Raw genomic sequence first — 17,793 nt, 5'->3', positions numbered from 1 at the left:
GCTACAAGAATGGCGATGCTGCTCGCCATAGCGGTCATGGCGACCGCCTGCCAACGCAGCGAGGAAACAAGCCCTTCGTCCAAAGTTCAAGCCGAAACGCCCGCCGCTGCAGCGCAGCCTGCCGCAAGCCCCGATGAAAAGCCAAGCCAGGAAATGGCGCGCATGATGGAATTGATGCAGGCCATTTATGGGCCCGCCGACGGCGGCCATGTGATTGCAGAACTGCCGGACTATGGCGACGCCAGAGGGAAGAGCCAATATCGCATCACGCCAGTCGGCATGCATGAAATCGCGCCGGACCGCGTGGCCTTGGTGGCGAATGCCAACGATGCAAGCGACGAGACGCCTGGCCACGGCCAACCGGGCCTGCTGAATGTCTACCTGCTGCGCAAGCAGGACGGCAAGTGGAAGGTGGAGCGCCGCTTTGAAAACGTCGCCGAGATGGGCTCCTGGGGCCGGTTGGGCAGCGTCGAATGGGTGGAGTTGGGCGAGGGACGTCCAGGGTTTGCGGTGGTCGCGGGCGGAACCTGGCAAGGAATCAGTATCCGGGATATGGCGCTCTTTGATCTCGGCGATCCCAAGTTGCGTAACCTTGCCACGAAGATTGGATTGGTCGGATCCGACAACAAAGGCGATTGCGATGAGCGCCGCCATCGCTGCTGGAGTGTAAAAGGGAAGTGGCGTTTCGAACGCACTGCGCAGCAGGCCTACGATGACCTGGTGTTCGATTTCAGCGGCTATACCGAGTCCCGTCCCGAGGATTCCGCCGAAGACGTGGCCCGCAGCCGCAGCGCCGTGAGCAACTCGGCACGCTACGCTTTGCGCGATGGCGACTATGTGCTGGCGAGCGGTGAACATTCCGTTCCAAATCCTTGAACCCCGGAGAAAATCTGATGATGAAAATGAAGAAGCTTGCGCTGGTTTGCGCAGCGTTGGCCCTGGTTGCTTGCGAAAAGAAAACGGACTTGCCAGCAGTCGGTGAGCCGGCATCGGCTTCCGCTTCGGCTGTTGCGGTCGAGGCGAAACCCGCTGCAGATCCCAAGACCGCCCGCATGATGGAGCTTTTGCGGGCCGTGTATGGCGACAAGGCCGCGCACGACAATTACCTGGACGTTGAACTGCCGGACCAGGAAAAGCGCAATGAAATCGGCAGCTATCGCCTGGAACCCGTTGCCATGCATGAGCTGGCGGATGGGCGGGTTGCCGTCGTCGCCAATGCGCAGATGGTGGATACGAATGGCGAGGCGATGGCTTACCATGTCACTTCCGGCCTGCTGAATGCCTACCTTCTTCGCAAGGATGGCGGCAAATGGAAAGTCGAAGCCCGTCATGAGAACGTCGCATCACTGGGGTCGAACGGCACGTTTGGCGAAGTGGCGTGGGTCTCCTTGGGACAAGGCAAGCCGGGCTTCATCGTGCAGCACGGCGGAACCTGGCAGGGTAATTCGATCAACCTCATGTCGGTTTTCGACCTGGCGGATGGCAGCATGCACGACCTGGCGGGAAGCGTGTCGCTGTCGTCGGATAACGAGGGTGCCTGCGGCGATGAAACGTCGCATTGCTGGTCGATCCAAGGCAAATGGCAATTCGAAAAGCGCGAGCAAGCTGCATACGATGACCTGGTGCTGCGCTTCGCCGGCTATGAAGAAACCCGGGCCGAGAATGCGCCGGATACCGCGGAGCGCAAGCGGGATGAGTTGAAGGGCATGGCGCGCTACAAATTCGATGGCGGCCGCTATGTGCTGGTTGAAGGGGAGAACATTGTCCCGGGAGTTTGACATACGTCCAGGTGTGGCCGGCGACGCGTCGGCGATCAGTGCGCTGATCCTGTCGCTGCAGCCCTACCTGACCATCGAAGCGGATGGAAGCGGCGCGGAAGAATTCCTGGTATCGCTGTCGTCCGATATCATCCGCCGCAACCTGAAAGACGAGGCCTACCGCTACCAGTTGGCCTTCGACGGCGGCGTGCTGGCAGGCGTGGCCGCGGTACGCGACAACACGCATCTGTTCAGCCTGTACGTGGGCTCACCGTGGCACGGGCAAGGCGTCGGCAGGCGGTTGTGGGAAGTTGTCCGCGATGATGCGCTGGCGCGCGGCAATCCCGGCAGCTTCACCGTCAATTCCTCAACCTTCGCTGAAGGCATGTACCGCCACCTGGGCTTCGCGGCGACCGGCCCGGTGGCGGAAATGCACGGGATACGCTTTATCCCGATGCGGCTGGAACTCTAGCGGGAGCTCTGGTCCAGGTGGCTCGGGCCGCTGGTGCTGCTGCTGGTGCCGTAAAAATTGTGCAGTTCGGTAGCCCAGGTCTGGTTGGCCATGTCCGGCCAGTGGCTCTTATCGAAACCGGGCGCCTGTTCAATGCGCTCTTTATCGATATTCAGCGTCATGCGATGGTTGGACGTGTCGAGCGACAGCGCCTCGAACGGCACCGCAAACAGCTTCTCGCCGATGCCCAGCACGCCGCCGGACGCCATCACCACATAGGCGATGTGACCGGTCTGCATGTCGAGCATGATTTCCTTGACCGTGCCCAGATGTTCATTCTGCAGGTTATGGACATGGTCGCCGATCAGGGTGTCCGCGCCCATCAGGCGGGGACCTGGACCCTGGTGGCCAGTGTCGACATAGTTGCCATATTCGTCGCGATCCAGACTCATGGTGGCCTCCTGTTGAAATAAAGTTATTGTTGCTGCTTGGCGGGGCCAGGGTCTGTTCGGTGCCGCACGCATTTGCTTCCAAAATGAGCTATAATTTCAATTTCCCGCTGCGCGCCTCCCCGGCGCCGATCTCGCAATGACCAAATTTGTCTTCGTCACTGGTGGCGTTGTGTCGTCCCTTGGTAAAGGGATTGCCGCCGCCTCCCTCGCCGCGATCCTCGAATCGCGAGGCCTCAAAGTCACCATGCTCAAGCTGGACCCGTACATCAACGTGGACCCAGGCACCATGAGCCCAATGCAACACGGTGAAGTTTTCGTTACCGATGATGGTGCTGAGACTGACCTGGACCTCGGTCACTACGAGCGTTTCATTTCCACCCGCATGCGCAAGGTGAACAACTTCACCACCGGCCAGATCTACGAATCCGTGATCCGCAAGGAACGCCGCGGCGAGTACCTGGGCAAGACCGTGCAGGTGATCCCGCACATCACCAATGAAATCCAGGATTACATCCGCCGTGGCGCGGAAGGCTACGATGTCGCCTTGTGCGAAATCGGCGGTACCGTCGGCGATATCGAATCGCTGCCATTCCTGGAAGCCGCCCGCCAGCTGTCGCTGCGCGCCGGCCGCAAGAACTGCGCCTTTGTTCACCTGACCCTGGTGCCGTTCATCGCATCGGCCGGCGAACTGAAAACCAAGCCTACCCAGCACTCGGTACAGAAGCTGCGCGAAATCGGCATTTCCCCGAATGCGCTGCTGTGCCGCGCCGACCGCAAGATTCCGGAAGACGAAGTGGCGAAGATCTCGCTGTTCTCGAACATCGAGGAGCGCGCCGTGATCTCGGTATGGGACGTGGACACCATCTACAAAGTGCCGCAAATGCTGCACGACCAGGGCCTGGACGCGATCATTTGCGAAGCGCTGGACCTGAACCCGGCGCCGGCCGACCTGTCGATGTGGGCAAAACTGATCCACAACCTGGAAAACCCGAAGGCGGAAGTGTCGATCGGCATGGTGGGCAAGTACGTCGAACTGACCGAGTCCTACAAGTCGCTGACCGAAGCGCTGCGCCACGCGGGCCTGCACACCGAATCGCGCGTCAACATCGAGTACATCGACTCGGAAGAGATCGAAAGCAAGGGCACCGCCGAACTGGCCAAGTTCGACGCGATCCTGGTACCGGGCGGCTTCGGCAAGCGCGGCGTGGAAGGCAAGATCAAGGCAGCGCAATTCGCCCGCGAATCCAAGGTGCCTTACCTGGGCATCTGCCTGGGCATGCAGGTGGCGCTGATCGAATACGCGCGCCACATGGCCGGCTTCAGCAAGGCCAACTCCACCGAGTTCGAGCCGGACACCGAGCAGCCGCTGGTGGCCCTGATCGACGAATGGCAGAACGAAGACGGCAAGATCGAGAAGCGCGACGCCAACTCCGACCTGGGCGGCACCATGCGCCTGGGCGCGCAGACCTGCGAAGTGAAGCCCGGCACCCTGGCCTCCGAGATCTACGGCAGCGTGGTCACCGAGCGCCACCGTCACCGCTATGAAGCGAACAACCATTACCTGGCCCGCGTTGAAGAAGCCGGCCTGGTGGTGGCAGCGCGCACCCCGAACGAGAACCTGTGCGAGATCATGGAACTGCCGCGCACCGGCGCCAATTCGCACCCATGGTATATGGGCGTGCAGTACCACCCTGAATTCAAATCGACCCCGCGTGACGGCCACCCGCTGTTCACGTCGTTCATCAAAGCAGCCCTGGCGCATAAAGCAGCCGGCTCCCGCCTGGAGAATGCAGCATGAAGCTCGCTGGTTTTGAAGTAGGCCTGGACAAGCCATTCTTCCTGATCGCAGGCACCTGCGTGATCGAGTCGCGCCAGATGGCGTTCGATACCGCCGGCGCGCTGAAGGAAATGACCGCCGAACTGGGCATCCCGTTCATCTACAAGTCGTCCTTCGACAAGGCCAACCGCACCTCCGGTACCTCGTACCGCGGTCCGGGCATGGAAAAGGGCCTGGAGATCCTGGGCGACGTCAAGCGCGAGCTGGAAGTGCCGGTGCTGACCGACGTGCACACCGTGGAAGAAATCGCCGCCGTGTCGTCCGTGGTCGACGTGATCCAGACCCCGGCCTTCCTGTGCCGCCAGACCGACTTCATTACCGCCTGCGCCGAATCCGGCCTGCCGGTCAATATCAAGAAGGGCCAGTTCCTGTCGCCGCACGAGATGAAGAACGTGATCGACAAGGCACGCGCTGCCGCCAAGGCCAAGGGCCTGAATGAAGACAACTTCATGGCGTGCGAGCGTGGCGCTTCCTTCGGCTACAACAACCTGGTGTCGGACATGCGTTCGCTGGCCATCATGCGCGAAACCGGCGCACCGGTGGTGTTCGACGCAACCCACTCGGTGCAGCTGCCGGGCGGCCAGGGCGGCTCGTCGGGCGGCATGCGCGACATGGTGCCCGTGCTGTCGCGCGCTGCCGTGGCGGTAGGTGTAGCCGGCCTGTTCATGGAAACCCACCCGGTTCCAGCGCAAGCGCTGTCGGACGGCCCAAATGCCGTACCGCTCGGCCGCATGAAAGAACTGCTGTCCGTTCTGATCGAACTGGATCGCGTCACCAAGAAGGCTGGCTTCCTCGAGTCCAACTTCAACTAAGTCATATCCCAAAGGGCCGCGTTATTTGCGGCCTTTTTTTGGTCCCGTCTGTTATTCTTGCAACAATTTTGCCCCAGATATTTGCTTTAACTTTGGAGAAAACACATGAGTGCAATCGTTGACATCATCGGCCGCGAAGTAATTGATTCGCGCGGCAATCCGACCGTGGAATGCGACGTCCTGCTGGAATCCGGCGTCATGGGCCGTGCCGCAGTGCCGTCCGGCGCCTCGACCGGTTCGCGCGAAGCGATCGAACTGCGCGACGGCGATGCCAAGCGCTACTTCGGCAAGGGCGTGCTGAAGGCCTGCGAAAACATCAATACCGAAATCTCGGAAGCCATCATGGGCCTGGACGCCAATGAGCAGGCTTTCCTGGACCGCACCCTGATCGAGCTCGATGGCACCGAGAACAAGTCCCGCCTGGGCGCCAACGCCATGCTGGCAGTGTCGATGGCCGTGGCCAAGGCCGCTGCCGAAGAAGCCGGCTTGCCGCTGTACCGCTACTTCGGCGGCTCCGGCGCGATGCAGATGCCGGTGCCGATGATGAACGTGATCAACGGCGGCGCGCACGCCGACAACAACCTGGACATCCAGGAATTCATGATCATCCCGGTGGGTGCGCCATCCTTCAAGGAAGCGGTCCGTTACGGCGCCGAAGTGTTCCACACCCTGAAGAAGATCCTGCACAAGAACGGCATGAACACCGCCGTGGGCGACGAGGGCGGCTTTGCTCCTTCGCTGGCTTCGCACGAAGATGCGATCAAGCTGATCATGCAGGCGATCGAAGAAGCCGGCTACGAAGCGGGCACCCAGATCGCCATCGGCCTGGATTGCGCTGCTTCCGAGTTCTACAAGGACGGCAAGTACCACCTGGAAGGCGAAGGCATGGTGCTGTCGGCTGAAGAGTTCACCAACCTGCTGGCTACCTGGTGCGACAAGTACCCGATCATCTCGATCGAAGACGCGATGCACGAAGGCGATTGGGCTGGTTGGGCGCACCTGACCCAGGCCCTGGGCAAGAAAGTGCAACTGGTAGGCGACGACCTGTTCGTCACCAACACCAAGATCCTGAAAGAAGGCATCCAGAAGGACATCGCCAACTCGATCCTGATCAAGATCAACCAGATCGGCACCCTGACCGAAACCTTCGCGGCAATCGAAATGGCCAAGCGCGCCGGCTACACCGCGGTGATCTCGCACCGTTCCGGCGAAACCGAAGATTCGACCATCGCCGATATCGCTGTCGGCACCAACGCGCTGCAGATCAAGACTGGCTCCCTGTCCCGTTCGGACCGCATGGCCAAGTACAACCAGCTGCTGCGCATTGAAGAAGACCTGGGCGATATCGCTTCCTACCCAGGCCGCGATGCGTTCTATAATCTGAAGTAACTCAGTACCCACCGGCCGGGTCCCCCGGCCGGTTCAGTTGTGACCCAATGCGCCTGATTTCCGTTGCCCTTGCCCTGTTGCTGCTCTTGATCCAATACCCGCTTTGGCTGGGGAAGGGCGGCTGGCTGCGTGTGGCGGAGCTGGAGAAAGAAGTCGCGGCTGCGCAGGAAAAGAATGAAGGCCTGCGCCAGCGCAATGCCAAGCTGGCTTCGGAAGTGAACGACCTGAAAGACGGCACCGGCGCTGTCGAAGAGCGTGCCCGCTTTGAGCTGAGCATGATCAAGCAGAACGAAATCTACGTTCAAATCCTCGGCAAGGACCAGGCCAGGCCGGCCCCCGCCGACACCAAGCCTTAACTGGCTCCTCCGCTGTATCCAAAGAAACGCAAGTAGCTGCTACTTACCTTGGCAACCTCGCACCTTTTGGCAAGGGACACGGTGGTGGTGGAACGGGCTCCTGCTCGGTTCGATCTGTGGCTGCTTTTGAAAATACGTCCTCGAAACGCGTTTTCCCGGCAAGTAGAGCGTTGACCTTCACCTGCGTATCTTGCAGATCAAATCGATCAACTTCCACGACGTTCCCGTTGTTCGCTGCAAAGCGTTTCCCTGTTTGCGGAAGGAATGCTACGAAGTATCCGCCGACGTCCAGGCGCGTGCCACAGCAGCGCTGAGTCGAAAAGGACAGCTCACTGACGTGTTCCGATGAACCGCGAAGTTGGGAGACAATCTCGATGCGTCCGATTATTTCGTTATCGCCCATGCCATCACGCGCGCCACCGCCGATCTCTGCCGAAACGAGACGAAAAACAAATACCTGTTGTGCACTACGGGCTGCTGCCGTATCTAGAAACAAAAAGTCGCAAGTGCACGCCTTCGCCACGTTGCAATACACGGCGACGAGCAAAAAAAGAATTCCTTTAACCATGGGTACCGCTCGATTAAATCGTTTACATTGTCTTGACTGAAAAGTAGACCTTTCGCTGCTGACTGGTTACTGCCATGTCCAGTTGCCGAGGCCAATTCAACTCTTAGCCCTCATCGGTTTTTCCTTGAACGGGAACGAGCATAAAAACACCGACCCAAGAATAACGTGGAGGAACCTCGGGCCTGAGTTCGCCGGACGACCAGGACCGTGCATTAGGACTCGAAAAAACTCGCCGATCGACGATGCGCCCGATTGCAACCAGCCGATGCGCCGTAGCCAAACGCCGCCAGCGCAGGCGTGGTGCGACTCTCTTGGAAAATTCCCCGCCGAGGCACTTACGCTCCGCCACGATGAGCCGACGGAGATACAAGGCGAGCTCATCACGGCCAAGCAATTTCCAGCGCGTGCCCAAGAGTAGCTTCGGGGTGACGCTTGCTGGAGTATGGGTTCGATTGCGGCGCATCGTTAGATCAGTTTTTTTTCATCAACGCTTGGTTTGCTCAATCCATGCGTTGACGCGCTTTTCAAGCAGCGGCAGGGGAAGGGTGCCTTCGCCCAGAATAACTGCGTGGAAGGCTGGGTAGCTGAACTTATTACCTAGTACCCGTTGCGCCTTGTCGCGCAACTCCAGGATCTTCAACGAGCCGACCTTGTAGCTCAAAGCCTGCGCCGGCCAGACCATGTAGCGTTCGATCTGGTTCTTGGCGCGCGCTTCGGATACGCCCTGTTTTTCAACCATATAGGCGATGGCCTTTTCGCGGCTCCAGCCCAGCGCATGCATGCCGGTGTCGACCACCAGGCGCACGGCGCGCAGCATTTCCGCATTCAGGTGGCCGTAGTACCAGACCGGGTCTTCATACAGGCCGAAGTCCTTGCCCAGGGTTTCCGCGTACAGCGCCCAGCCTTCGGTGTAGGCGGCGTTGTTCTGGTTTTCGGTGCTGAACATGCGGAAGTCGGGCAGCGGCATTTCCTTCAGCAGCGCGGCGTGGAAGTGGTGGCCTGGCACGCCTTCGTGCAGCAGCAAGCTGGCCATGCCGGTTCGGCTATAGTCTTTCGGGTCGTTGACGACGGCCCAGAAGACGCCGGGGTGCGATCCGTCTGCTGCGGGCGGCGTGTAATGGTCGGAGGCTGTAGCGCGCGTCAGTTCGGGCTCCAGGTCGACCACCAGCGTTGATTTCGGCACCAGGGTGAAGTAAGCAGGCAGCTTGGCTTGCACCGTGTCGTAGATCCTGCGGTATTCGGCCAGGACTTCCGCCTCGGTGGTGAACGGCTTGAACTGCTTCTGGTCGCGCACCCATTGCGGGAAAGCCTGCGCAGGACCGTCGTAACCCAGCTTGCCCATCAGGGTTTGCATTTGTGCGCCGATGCGGGCGACTTCTTTCAGGCCAAGATCATGCACTTCCTGCGGCGTCAGCGGCAGGGTGGTGCTGTCGTTGATGCGGGCCTTGTACCACGCGGCACCATTCGGTAGTGCGCTCCAGCCGGTGCTATTGCGGCTGGCCGGCAGGTATTCCGCTTCCAGGAATTTTGCCAGGCGTTCCAGTGCCGGATTCACTTTTTCGACGGCGGCGCGGTAGTCGTGCGCCAGGCGCTGCTTGTCGGCGTCGCTGAAACTGGCCGGCATGCGCTTGACAGGGGAGTAGTACACACTGGCTTCAGCAGTTGCGCTGCGCAGCGCGGTCATCTGCGGCAGCATTGCTTGCGTGATCGGCTTGGGTTGCACGATGCCTTGCTTGATGCCTTCGCGCATATTGGCAATGGCTTGGTCGATCCACGGCGCGAGTTGCTGTACGCGGCTCAGGTAGTCCTGGTATTGCTTGACGGTGGCCAGTGGCTGCGAGCCGGTGCCGCCAGCGTAATTCGCCAGGGTATTGGGAATGTTATCGAAGTGGTTCAGCGGCAGCAGGTGTTCCGGGAAAGGCGCCAGCGCCAATGCCGCATCCAGTTCATACGCCAGAAGGTCAAGCGTCATCTGGTCCTGGTTTGCCAATTGCGCGCGAGGGATTTGCGCGAGGCGCTTCTGCATCTGGCGATAGGTCGCGAACTGCTTGGCGCGCACTGCCGGCGAGATCGCCATGCCGATCTGGTCGTTGTAGCGCGGGTCGCCGTTGGCGGTGGCAAACAACAGTGGATCGAACTGCGCGCGGGCGACGTGGAACTCATTGGCGAGCTGCGCCAGTTTGCGGCTGGCCTGGGAGACCTGCTGTTTGGCGGCCGGTGCTGCCAGCGCAGGGCTGAAAGCGAGAGGGGAGGCCAGCAAACTGGCGGCAAGAACTGCGGTCGAGAAACGGGTTGGCAGCATTAGGTATCCAGGATGAAAACGGAAGGCGCTCAGGATACTCCAAATTTTCCACGACGGCCGGTCAGGTCTTGCGAATGAGAATTATTCGCATTAAAATGATATTCCCATGCCAGCCGTGAGCCAGCATTTGACTGACTCTCGACTGGACCATCATGAAAGCATCCGTATTGCGGCCGCGGCGCCTGGCGCTGTTGCTGGCTGCCGCCTTGGGCGCACACGCCCACGCCGAAGAGGCGACCCGCCTCGGCGAAATCCTCGTCACCGCCAAGCCTGAAGAAACCAAGACCATCAACTCGCGCGAGCTGGATAAGCGCGGCGTGACCGATATGTCGCAGATCGCGCGCTATGAAACGCTGGTCACCGTGCCGGCGGCGCTGAGCGGCGGCGCCAACATATGGGACGGTGCGGGCAATACCGGCTTCAATATCCGTGGCGTGGAAGGCAATCGCATCGGCCTCGATCTCGATGGCATCGCCTTGCCGGATGCTGCGCCACGGCCGGACAGCTCGACGCTGAACAGCTTCGGCGTGGGGCGCGACTATTTCGATCCCGAGACCTTCCGCGAAGTGCGCATTGGCGCCGGCAGTACAGCGGCCGACGGCGGCAGCGCGGGCCTGGGCGGCAAGGTGTCGTTCGTGACCAAGGCGCCGTCGGATTACGTCAGCGACGAGCGGCCGGTGTATGCCGAGTACAAAGCCGGCTACCACGGTGCCAATAACGCGCGCCTGAACGCTCTAACCGGAGCGGCCCAATTCGGCACCTTGCAGGCGCTGGCAGTGGCCGTACACCGCAGAGGTGAACAGACCGAAAGCGAAGGCAGCGTGCCGCCGAACCCGGACGACTGGAGTTCCGACGCGCTGCTGGCCAAGTTGGCGTGGCGCCTGGCGCCGGGGCAGAAGCTGGGCTTCACCTTCGATGGCTTCCGTTCCGAGCACGAGCGCGAATTCGACAACAAGCTGGGCACCTCTTATCCGCAAGGTGCCATGCAATCGTCCCGCACCCGCCGCAACCGCTTCAGCGTGGAGCATGAGCTGGCAGCCGGCCCATGGCTGCTAGAGAGCCGTGCTTACGTGCAGGACGCACGCGTAGAGGACCACACCAATGCGGCCTATGTGGTGGGTCCGCAGCGTTATGCGCGCAGCATCGACACCGCATTCCTCAACAAGAGCAAAGGCCTGGCGGCCAACGCCACGCGGCAGTTCGGTGCCGACAGCATCGCATTCGGTGCGACAGTGGAGGACCAGGAATCCCGCCGCCCATGGCGCGAAGAACGCACGGTGCTGGCAACCGGTGCGCACCAGGTCACCAACAAGAACCGCATGGCGGACATGGACACGCTCAAGCTGTCGGCCTTCGTGCGCGGCGAATACGTATTCGCACTGGCTGGCCTGCGCGCCACGTTGGCACCTGGCCTGCGCGCCGAATACCGTAAGCTGGAGCCGAAAAACCTGCAGAACTACGTGATCGCCGTGCCGGGCGCCGCGAAGGAGATCAGGAAGGACAGCGACAGCTTCCTGTCGCCGAGCCTTGGCCTGACGGTGGCGCTGACGCCGGACTTCGAGGTGTACGGCAAGTTCACGCGCGGCTATCGCATGCCGACCGCCGCCGAACGAACCGGCACCTACGACTCGTTCAGCTATACCGGCGCGGGCAACGGCTACGCGACGCTGGGCAACCCGAACCTGGGCAAGGAAAGCAGCAACGCCTTCGAGCTTGGCATGCGCGCTCACGCAGCGCGCTGGCTGATGGTAAGCGCATCGACCTTCTATAACCGCTACAAGGACTTCATCGAGTACGTGGCGCAGCCGGCCGACCCGGTCAACTTCCCCACCATCACTTTCGGCCTGTTCCGCCCCGAGAACATCGGCAATGCCCGCAGTTGGGGCGGTGAGCTTTCGGCGGTGGCAGACCTGGGAAAGCTCACCCCTTCGCTGCAGGGTTTCAGCGCCTCGCTGGCTGCCGGCGCTTCGCGCGGCACGCTGGAGAACCAGCACACCGGCAAGAAGGCAGGCATGAATTCGATCCAGCCATACAAAACTACCGCGAGCCTTGGCTGGGATGATCCGCAAAAGCGCGGCGGCGCATCGCTGACGGCCTTCCACACGCGCAGCAAGCAGGCCGAGCCCGAAGTGGCGGCAGCGCAGTCGCAGCCGGCAGCATATTTCGCCGTGCCCTCGGCCACGGTGGTCGACCTGGCCGGCTACTGGAAGATCGGCAAGCAAGCGGAGCTGAATGCCGGCATCTACAACCTGGGCGACAAAAAGTATTGGGACTACGCCACCGTGCGCACACTGGCGGCCGGCACCACGGCAGTCGCACAAGCCGAGATTGAACGACAAGCGCGCCCGGGCCGTCACCTGGCCGTCAATTTCAAACTGATGTACTGATAAGGAGAAGAATATGAAGACGAAAAAGATTTACGCAGTGCTGGTACTGACTGGCCTCATCGCAATCGCTGCCGGCACCGTCAGCGCAGCCTCGCCAGCGCCTTCACTGGCCGACCGTTGGAACACGCTGCGCACCGAGCAGCCCAAGCTGCAAATCCGCGACGCCGCGCGCACGCTGGGCACTTCGGAAGCGGAGTTGCTGGCAACCGGCATCGGCAAGACCGTCACGCGCCTGTCTGACGCGGACCATGCCGTGAACGACATCATGATCCGCGCGCTGGACCTTGGCACCGTGCTGGCACTGACCCGCAATGAGAACGGCGTGCTGGAACGCACAGGCGTGGCGACCAAGGCCAAGCCGGAATCGTTCACCGACAAGGAACGTTTCCGCGCGGTGGCTGGCGGCTACCTGGGCGGCGAGATCGACATGCGCTTCCACTTCGCGAACTGGAAGCACGCGTTTGCGGTGGTGCAGCCAGGGCGCGATGGCGCGACCAGCCGCAGCCTGCAGTTTTTTGACGCGCAAGGCAATGCGGCGCATAAGGTGTATGTGAAGAGCGAGGCAGGCATAGCGGTGTTCGACAAGATTGTGGCGGACTTCAAGCACCCACAGCAAACGGGCGAGTTGAAGGTTGTAGCCGCTGCACCGAAGGCAGCGGAGATGGCCGATAGCGCGGTTGACGTGAAAGAGTTCCAGCTGGCCTGGAAGGAAATGACTGACGTGCACCAGTTCAACCGCATCGTCAGTGAGTTCAAGCTGACCCGCGAGCAGGCCATGCGCCTGGCGCCGCAGGGCGTGGTGCAGAAGATCGGCCCGCAGGCACTGCGCAAGCTGCTGGATGAATCGGCCAAGCAGCAGATGCCGATCATGGCCTTCCTGGGTAACGGGGCGGCGACGCAGATTTACAGCGGCAAGGTCGGCAAGACGGCTGCCAGCGGCGATTGGTACAACGTGCTGGACCCGGAGTTCAACCTGCACATTCGTGAAAGTGCTTTGAAGAGCGGCTATGTGGTGCAGCGCGCCGGCGTGACGTCGGTGGAATTCTTCGACCAGGACGGCGAGCTGGTGGTGACGTTCTTCGGCGTTCGCGAACGCGCGAAGCCGCAACCGCAAGCGTGGATCGACCTGACTCGTAGCCTTTGATTTTCAGCAGAGCCCGTGTCTCATTTCGGGTGTGACCCCATGGTGGGACACGGGCTCGGCTGTGGTTAGTGCTTGGCTTCGGAGCCGTGGATCAGCGCTTCGGCGGGGGCGTCGGTGATGAAGAGCTGGGCGCAGTCGACGGCGTCGTACTCGTAGTGCTTGCCGCAGAAGTCGCAGTTGATGCCCAGCTTGCCCTGTTCGGACAGGGCGTCTTCCACTTCCTGCTGGCCCAGCATCTTCAGCATATTGCCCACTTTCTCGCGGGTGCAGGAGCAGTGGAAGGTGGGATGCAGCGGCTCGAACACGCGCAGGGTCTCTTCCCAGAACAGGCGCTTTTGCAGTTCCTCGATGCCATGCTCCAGCATCTCCGCTTCTTTCAGCGTGTCGCCCAGCATGACGACGCGGTTCCAGGTTTCCTGCGAATGCTCGACCGCCTGCGCGGTGGTTTCGGCTTTGCCGCCATGCAGCGGCAGCTTTTGCAGCAGCAGGCCGCGCGACACCTGGTCATCGGCTGCCAGCCACAGCTTGGTGTCGAGCTGCTCGGAACGCAGCATGTAGTGTTCAATCACCGTCGCGACGTCGTCGCCGTCCAGCGGCACAATGCCCTGGTATGGCTGCTGGCCCGGCACCTTCTCGGCCGGGTCGAGCGTGATCACGAAACGGCCGTGGCCATGCGCATTGACCAGCGGCTGCAGGCCGGCGTCTTCCGCGATCGCGAATTCGGCATTGAGCTTGGCGGTGGCGCGCATGCGCAGGTCGGAATCGCATTCCACCACCAGCAGGCGCACCGGGCCATCGCCGTGCAGCTGCATGATCAGCGAGCCGTTGAACTTGAGGTTGGCCGACAGCAGGGCGGCCGCCGACACCATTTGTCCCAGCAGTCGTTTGACGGCGACCGGGTAGTGGTGGCGAGCCACGATTTCGCGCCAGGTGGCGGAAATGTCGACCAGCTCACCGCGTACGGCGGCGTCTTCGAAAACAAACTTCTGCAGGGTATCCGGGGTGTTCGTCATTGTTTTTATCCAATCTTTTTCAGTTGCGACTTGAACAGCTGGCCACGTTTGACATAGCTGTCGGCGCTGCCGGCCAGGCGCGCCACGTCTTCCGCTGTCAGTTGGCGCACTACCTTGGCAGGTACGCCGACGATCAGCGAGTGGTCGGGAAATTCCTTGCCCTCGGTGACCAGCGCGCCGGCGCCGACCAGGCAGCCCTTGCCGATCCTGGCGCCGTTCAGCACCACCGCCTGGATGCCGACCAGCGAGCCGTCGCCGATGGTGCAGCCATGCAGCATGGCCTGGTGGCCGATGGTCACATCCTTGCCCACCGTGAGCGGGTAGCCCATGTCGGTGTGCATTACCGTACCTTCCTGCACATTACTGTTTTCACCGATTGTAATGCGCTCGTTATCGCCGCGGATGGTTGCGCCGAACCAGACGGAGCTGTTCGCATGCAAGCTCACCTTGCCGATCAAGGTCGCATTCTCCGCCACGAAAGCGGAAGCATCAATCTCTGGCGCGTGTTCGCCAAGCTGGTAAATTGTCATGGATGGTCCGGTAAGGGGAGGGGAAGTGGCGCTATTGTACGTCAAGCAGATTTTAGAACGGTCGTGCTATTATTCCGGTTCACCCATTTCAAGGCAGGCACCATGATCCCATCCCGTTCCGACTTTATCGATGTGCGCGGCAAGCGCACCCACGTACTGCACTGGGGCCGGGAAGGCGCGCCCAAGGTCTTCATGGTGCATGGCTGGATGGACGTCGGCGCCAGCTTCCAGTTCGTGGTCGATTGCCTGAAGGGCGACTGGCACGTGATTGCGCCGGATTGGCGCGGTTTTGGCCTGACCGAACGCAATGGCACCGATACCTACTGGTTCCCCGATTATGTGGCCGACCTGGATGCCATCCTGCGCCATTACCAGCCGGCGGGCGCGGTCAACCTGCTGGGCCATAGCATGGGTGGCAATGTTGTCAGTTTATACGCAGGTGTGCGCCCGGAGCGTATCCGCCGCCTGGTCAACCTGGAAGGCTTCGGCCTGAAGGCGACGGTGCCGGAGCAGGCGCCGTCGCGCATGCGCAAGTGGCTGGACGAGCTGCTGGTGGCGCCGGACATGCGCAGTTACGATTCCCAGGCTGCCGTTGCCGCCCGCCTGCAAAAGACCAATCCGCGCTTGTCCGACGCGCGTGCCGCCTTCCTGGCCAGCCATTGGTCGGCCCGCAATGCGGAGGGCCGCTGGGAGATCCTGGGCGACCCGGTGCACAAGCGCCCCGGCCCGTCACTGTACCGGGTGGAGGAAGTGCTGGCTTGCTGGAAGAAGATCACGGCGCCGGTGCTGTGGGTGGAGGCCGAAGACACCAATATGTGGCTGTGGATGGGGCCCAAGGACGAGGCGCGCGCCGAAATCGACCGCCGCCTGGGCCACCTGGCCAGGGTGACGCCGAAAATGATGCCCGATGCCGGCCATATGCTGCACCACGACCAGCCGGAACTGCTGGCGGAAATGCTGGAGGAATTCCTGGCCTGAGCTTTCAGCGTACAATGAAACCTTCGCAATATTGCAACCTGTATGCTGAACGTAGATCTCCATTGCCATTCGAATGTGTCCGACGGCGTGCTGCCCCCTGCGGCAGTGGCCGAGCATGCCCATAAGGCGGGTGTGAATGTTTGGGCTCTGACTGACCACGATGAAGTAGGCGGCGTCGCTACTGCGCGCGCGGCCGCGCAGCTTTACGGCATGCGTTTTGTGCCAGGCGTGGAAATTTCCATTACCTGGGCGGGTGAGACGGTGCACATCGTCGGCCTGCAGGTCGATGAAAACAATGCCGGCTTGCTGCAGGGGCTGGAAGCCACCCGCTCGGGGCGCGATAACCGTGGCCGCGAGATCGGGCGCCAACTGGAGCTGGCGGGCATTCCGGGCGCTTACGAAGGCGCCCTGCATTACGTCGATAACCCTTCCCTGATGTCGCGCACGCACTTCGCGCGTTTCCTGGTGGAGCAGGGCGTTTGCGCCTCGGTGTCGGAAGTGTTCCGCAAATACCTGTCGCCCGGCAAGCCGGGGTTTGTCGAGCATCGCTGGGCGTCGCTGCAGGATGCGGTGGGCTGGATTTTGGGCGCGGGCGGGATTGCGGTAATTGCGCACCCGGGGCGCTACAAGTTCACGCCGATGCAGGAAGGCGTCCTGTTCGACGAATTCAAGCAGCTTGGCGGGACGGCGATCGAAGTGGTGACCGGCTCGCATACGCCGGACCAGTATCCCAAGTACGCGAATCTGGCCAACAGCTACGGTTTTCTGGCTTCGCGCGGGACCGATTTCCATGCGCCGGGCGAGGCGCGGGTGGATTTCCGCCTGTTGCCGCCGCTGCCGGCCAATGTGACGCCGGTCTGGCATGACTGGTTCTGACACCGGGGGCTTGTAAATCCCTACTGCTGACCATAGATTATCGTTCGGTAAGTTGACCGGAGGCGCTCTATGAAACGCATCATCCTGTTTATTGCCACCAACCTGGCGGTTGTCGTGGTGCTGTCGATTGTCCTGTCCCTGCTGGGTATCGGGCGTCCAGGCTCGGGAACGAGCATGGGCGGCTTGCTGGCATTTTCCGTGGTGGTGGGCTTCACCGGTTCCATTATTTCGCTGCTGATGTCGAAGCCGATGGCCAAGTGGTCGACCGGCGCGCGCGTGATCGAGCAGCCGCAGAATCCTACCGAGCAGTGGCTGGTCGGTACCGTACACGCGCTGGCTGACAAGGCCGGCATCGGCCGCCCGGAAGTGGCGCTGTACGAGGGCGATGCCAATGCCTTCGCTACCGGGGCCTTCAAGAATGATGCGCTGGTGGCGGTGTCCAGCGGCTTGCTGCAGTCGATGAACAGGGAAGAAGTCGAGGCCGTGCTGGGCCATGAGGTGGCGCACATCGCCAACGGCGACATGGTGACGCTGACCCTGATCCAGGGGGTGGTGAATACCTTTGTGGTATTCCTGGCGCGCATCGTCGGCTCGGTGGTCGACGGCATGCTGAATAAAGGCGAAGAGCGCCGTGGCCCGGGCATTGGCTATATGGTGACGGTGTTCGTGTGCGAGCTGCTGTTCGGCCTGATCGCTTCGATGATCGTGGCCTGGTTCTCGCGCCAGCGTGAATTCCGCGCCGATGCCGGCTCGGCGCACTTGCTGGGTTCCACCGTGCCGATGCAGCATGCCCTGGCGCGCCTGGGCGGCGTGCCTCCAGGCGAACTGCCGCAAGGGATGGCGGCATCCGGCATTACCTCGCCGAGTGGCTGGGCGGCGCTGTTCTCCAGCCATCCTCCGATCGAAGAACGCATCGCAGCCTTGCAACAGCTACGTTAAAA

The 17,793-nt window shown here is 61.5% G+C and carries 17 protein-coding genes; 12 read left to right on the top strand and 5 right to left on the bottom strand.

Annotated features, from left to right (window positions below; all coding sequences use genetic code 11):
• Positions 1–15: 15 nt before the first annotated feature.
• The 3 genes from BM269_RS17235 to BM269_RS17225 are packed head-to-tail and all read left to right on the top strand — an operon-like array spanning position 16 to position 2,229.
• Complete coding sequence (locus BM269_RS17235; RefSeq protein ID WP_139232773.1) at positions 16–876, top strand: hypothetical protein; 861 nt, start codon at positions 16–18, stop codon at positions 874–876.
• A 17-nt stretch (positions 877–893) separates the two neighbouring features.
• The gene (locus BM269_RS17230; protein ID WP_090439353.1) at positions 894–1,778 is read left to right on the top strand and encodes a hypothetical protein; all 885 of its coding nucleotides are present in this window, start codon (positions 894–896) and stop codon (positions 1,776–1,778) included.
• Complete coding sequence (locus tag BM269_RS17225) at positions 1,762–2,229, top strand: GNAT family N-acetyltransferase (protein WP_170860405.1); 468 nt, start codon at positions 1,762–1,764, stop codon at positions 2,227–2,229. Before BM269_RS17230 ends, BM269_RS17225 begins: the two co-directional genes overlap by 17 nt.
• Here the strand turns inward: BM269_RS17225 and BM269_RS17220 are convergent.
• Complete coding sequence (locus BM269_RS17220) at positions 2,226–2,660, bottom strand: PRC-barrel domain-containing protein (protein ID WP_090439347.1); 435 nt, start codon at positions 2,658–2,660, stop codon at positions 2,226–2,228. The genes BM269_RS17225 and BM269_RS17220 overlap by 4 nt on opposite strands.
• A gap of 136 nt (positions 2,661–2,796) precedes the next feature.
• Here BM269_RS17220 and BM269_RS17215 point away from each other — a divergent pair, with 136 nt between their 5' ends.
• The 4 genes from BM269_RS17215 (at position 2,797) to ftsB (ending at position 7,054) form a co-directional block, all read left to right on the top strand.
• Positions 2,797–4,458: a CTP synthase gene (locus tag BM269_RS17215; RefSeq protein WP_090439343.1), complete on the top strand. Its 1,662-nt coding sequence runs from the start codon at positions 2,797–2,799 to the stop codon at positions 4,456–4,458.
• The gene (gene kdsA, locus BM269_RS17210; protein ID WP_090439340.1) at positions 4,455–5,309 is read left to right on the top strand and encodes a 3-deoxy-8-phosphooctulonate synthase; all 855 of its coding nucleotides are present in this window, start codon (positions 4,455–4,457) and stop codon (positions 5,307–5,309) included. The genes BM269_RS17215 and kdsA overlap by 4 nt, the downstream gene beginning before the upstream one ends.
• 105 nt (positions 5,310–5,414) lie before the next feature.
• Positions 5,415–6,698 carry a phosphopyruvate hydratase gene (eno, locus tag BM269_RS17205; protein WP_090439338.1) on the top strand — a complete coding sequence of 428 codons (1,284 nt, stop codon included), beginning with the start codon at positions 5,415–5,417 and terminating at the stop codon, positions 6,696–6,698.
• 47 nt (positions 6,699–6,745) lie between these two features.
• Positions 6,746–7,054: a cell division protein FtsB gene (ftsB, locus tag BM269_RS17200; protein ID WP_090439335.1), complete on the top strand. Its 309-nt coding sequence runs from the start codon at positions 6,746–6,748 to the stop codon at positions 7,052–7,054.
• 43 nt (positions 7,055–7,097) lie between these two features.
• Here the strand turns inward: ftsB and BM269_RS29115 are convergent, their stop codons facing one another.
• Positions 7,098–7,622, bottom strand: coding sequence for a hypothetical protein (locus tag BM269_RS29115; RefSeq protein ID WP_139232772.1), 525 nt, complete (start codon positions 7,620–7,622; stop codon positions 7,098–7,100).
• Between the two features lie 484 nt (positions 7,623–8,106).
• Positions 8,107–9,924 carry a DUF885 domain-containing protein gene (locus BM269_RS17195; protein ID WP_090439331.1) on the bottom strand — a complete coding sequence of 606 codons (1,818 nt, stop codon included), beginning with the start codon at positions 9,922–9,924 and terminating at the stop codon, positions 8,107–8,109.
• Positions 9,925–10,076: 152 nt separating this feature from the next.
• Here BM269_RS17195 and BM269_RS17190 point away from each other — a divergent pair, with 152 nt between their 5' ends.
• Both BM269_RS17190 and BM269_RS17185 read left to right on the top strand, forming a co-directional pair.
• Positions 10,077–12,311, top strand: a complete 2,235-nt coding sequence (locus BM269_RS17190) for a TonB-dependent hemoglobin/transferrin/lactoferrin family receptor (protein ID WP_090439328.1) — start codon at positions 10,077–10,079, stop codon at positions 12,309–12,311.
• Positions 12,312–12,324: 13 nt separating this feature from the next.
• On the top strand, positions 12,325–13,455 hold the full coding sequence (locus tag BM269_RS17185) for a hemin-degrading factor (protein WP_090439325.1): 1,131 nt from the start codon (positions 12,325–12,327) through the stop codon (positions 13,453–13,455).
• A gap of 65 nt (positions 13,456–13,520) precedes the next feature.
• Here BM269_RS17185 and hslO read toward each other — a convergent pair whose 3' ends face one another.
• On the bottom strand, positions 13,521–14,468 hold the full coding sequence (gene hslO, locus BM269_RS17180) for an Hsp33 family molecular chaperone HslO (protein WP_090439322.1): 948 nt from the start codon (positions 14,466–14,468) through the stop codon (positions 13,521–13,523).
• A 5-nt stretch (positions 14,469–14,473) separates the two neighbouring features.
• Positions 14,474–14,998: a gamma carbonic anhydrase family protein gene (locus tag BM269_RS17175; protein ID WP_090439319.1), complete on the bottom strand. Its 525-nt coding sequence runs from the start codon at positions 14,996–14,998 to the stop codon at positions 14,474–14,476.
• Positions 14,999–15,100: 102 nt separating this feature from the next.
• Between BM269_RS17175 and BM269_RS17170 the strand changes: the two genes are divergently transcribed.
• From BM269_RS17170 to htpX, 3 genes are all read left to right on the top strand, one after another.
• Positions 15,101–15,976, top strand: coding sequence for an alpha/beta fold hydrolase (locus tag BM269_RS17170; protein ID WP_090439315.1), 876 nt, complete (start codon positions 15,101–15,103; stop codon positions 15,974–15,976).
• A 42-nt stretch (positions 15,977–16,018) separates the two neighbouring features.
• A complete protein-coding gene (locus tag BM269_RS17165; protein WP_090439312.1) occupies positions 16,019–16,852 on the top strand; it encodes a 3',5'-nucleoside bisphosphate phosphatase in 834 nt (277 codons plus the stop codon).
• Between the two features lie 69 nt (positions 16,853–16,921).
• Complete coding sequence (gene htpX, locus BM269_RS17160) at positions 16,922–17,791, top strand: protease HtpX (protein WP_090439309.1); 870 nt, start codon at positions 16,922–16,924, stop codon at positions 17,789–17,791.
• The last annotated feature ends 2 nt before the right edge of the window (positions 17,792–17,793 follow it).

Source organism: Duganella sp. CF458 (assembly GCF_900113115.1).
Lineage (GTDB): Bacteria > Pseudomonadota > Gammaproteobacteria > Burkholderiales > Burkholderiaceae_D > Rugamonas.
Note: the sequence above shows the minus strand (reverse complement) of the source record. Positions and strands in the feature narration are given on the sequence as shown.

Bases quoted from the DNA above. Each gene is read 5' to 3' on its own strand.
- ftsB (WP_090439335.1), top strand. From the start codon at position 6,746: ATGCGCCTGATTTCCGTTGCCCTTGCCCTGTTGCTGCTCTTGATCCAA.
- eno (WP_090439338.1), top strand. From the start codon at position 5,415: ATGAGTGCAATCGTTGACATCATCGGCCGCGAAGTAATTGATTCGCGC.
- kdsA (WP_090439340.1), top strand. From the start codon at position 4,455: ATGAAGCTCGCTGGTTTTGAAGTAGGCCTGGACAAGCCATTCTTCCTG.
- BM269_RS17190 (WP_090439328.1), top strand. From the start codon at position 10,077: ATGAAAGCATCCGTATTGCGGCCGCGGCGCCTGGCGCTGTTGCTGGCT.
- hslO (WP_090439322.1), bottom strand. From the start codon at position 14,468: ATGACGAACACCCCGGATACCCTGCAGAAGTTTGTTTTCGAAGACGCC.
- BM269_RS17185 (WP_090439325.1), top strand. From the start codon at position 12,325: ATGAAGACGAAAAAGATTTACGCAGTGCTGGTACTGACTGGCCTCATC.
- BM269_RS17170 (WP_090439315.1), top strand. From the start codon at position 15,101: ATGATCCCATCCCGTTCCGACTTTATCGATGTGCGCGGCAAGCGCACC.
- BM269_RS17220 (WP_090439347.1), bottom strand. From the start codon at position 2,660: ATGAGTCTGGATCGCGACGAATATGGCAACTATGTCGACACTGGCCAC.
- BM269_RS17175 (WP_090439319.1), bottom strand. From the start codon at position 14,998: ATGACAATTTACCAGCTTGGCGAACACGCGCCAGAGATTGATGCTTCC.
- BM269_RS17235 (WP_139232773.1), top strand. From the start codon at position 16: ATGCTGCTCGCCATAGCGGTCATGGCGACCGCCTGCCAACGCAGCGAG.
- htpX (WP_090439309.1), top strand. From the start codon at position 16,922: ATGAAACGCATCATCCTGTTTATTGCCACCAACCTGGCGGTTGTCGTG.
- BM269_RS17165 (WP_090439312.1), top strand. From the start codon at position 16,019: ATGCTGAACGTAGATCTCCATTGCCATTCGAATGTGTCCGACGGCGTG.
- BM269_RS17195 (WP_090439331.1), bottom strand. From the start codon at position 9,924: ATGCTGCCAACCCGTTTCTCGACCGCAGTTCTTGCCGCCAGTTTGCTG.
- BM269_RS17215 (WP_090439343.1), top strand. From the start codon at position 2,797: ATGACCAAATTTGTCTTCGTCACTGGTGGCGTTGTGTCGTCCCTTGGT.
- BM269_RS29115 (WP_139232772.1), bottom strand. From the start codon at position 7,622: ATGGTTAAAGGAATTCTTTTTTTGCTCGTCGCCGTGTATTGCAACGTG.
- BM269_RS17230 (WP_090439353.1), top strand. From the start codon at position 894: ATGATGAAAATGAAGAAGCTTGCGCTGGTTTGCGCAGCGTTGGCCCTG.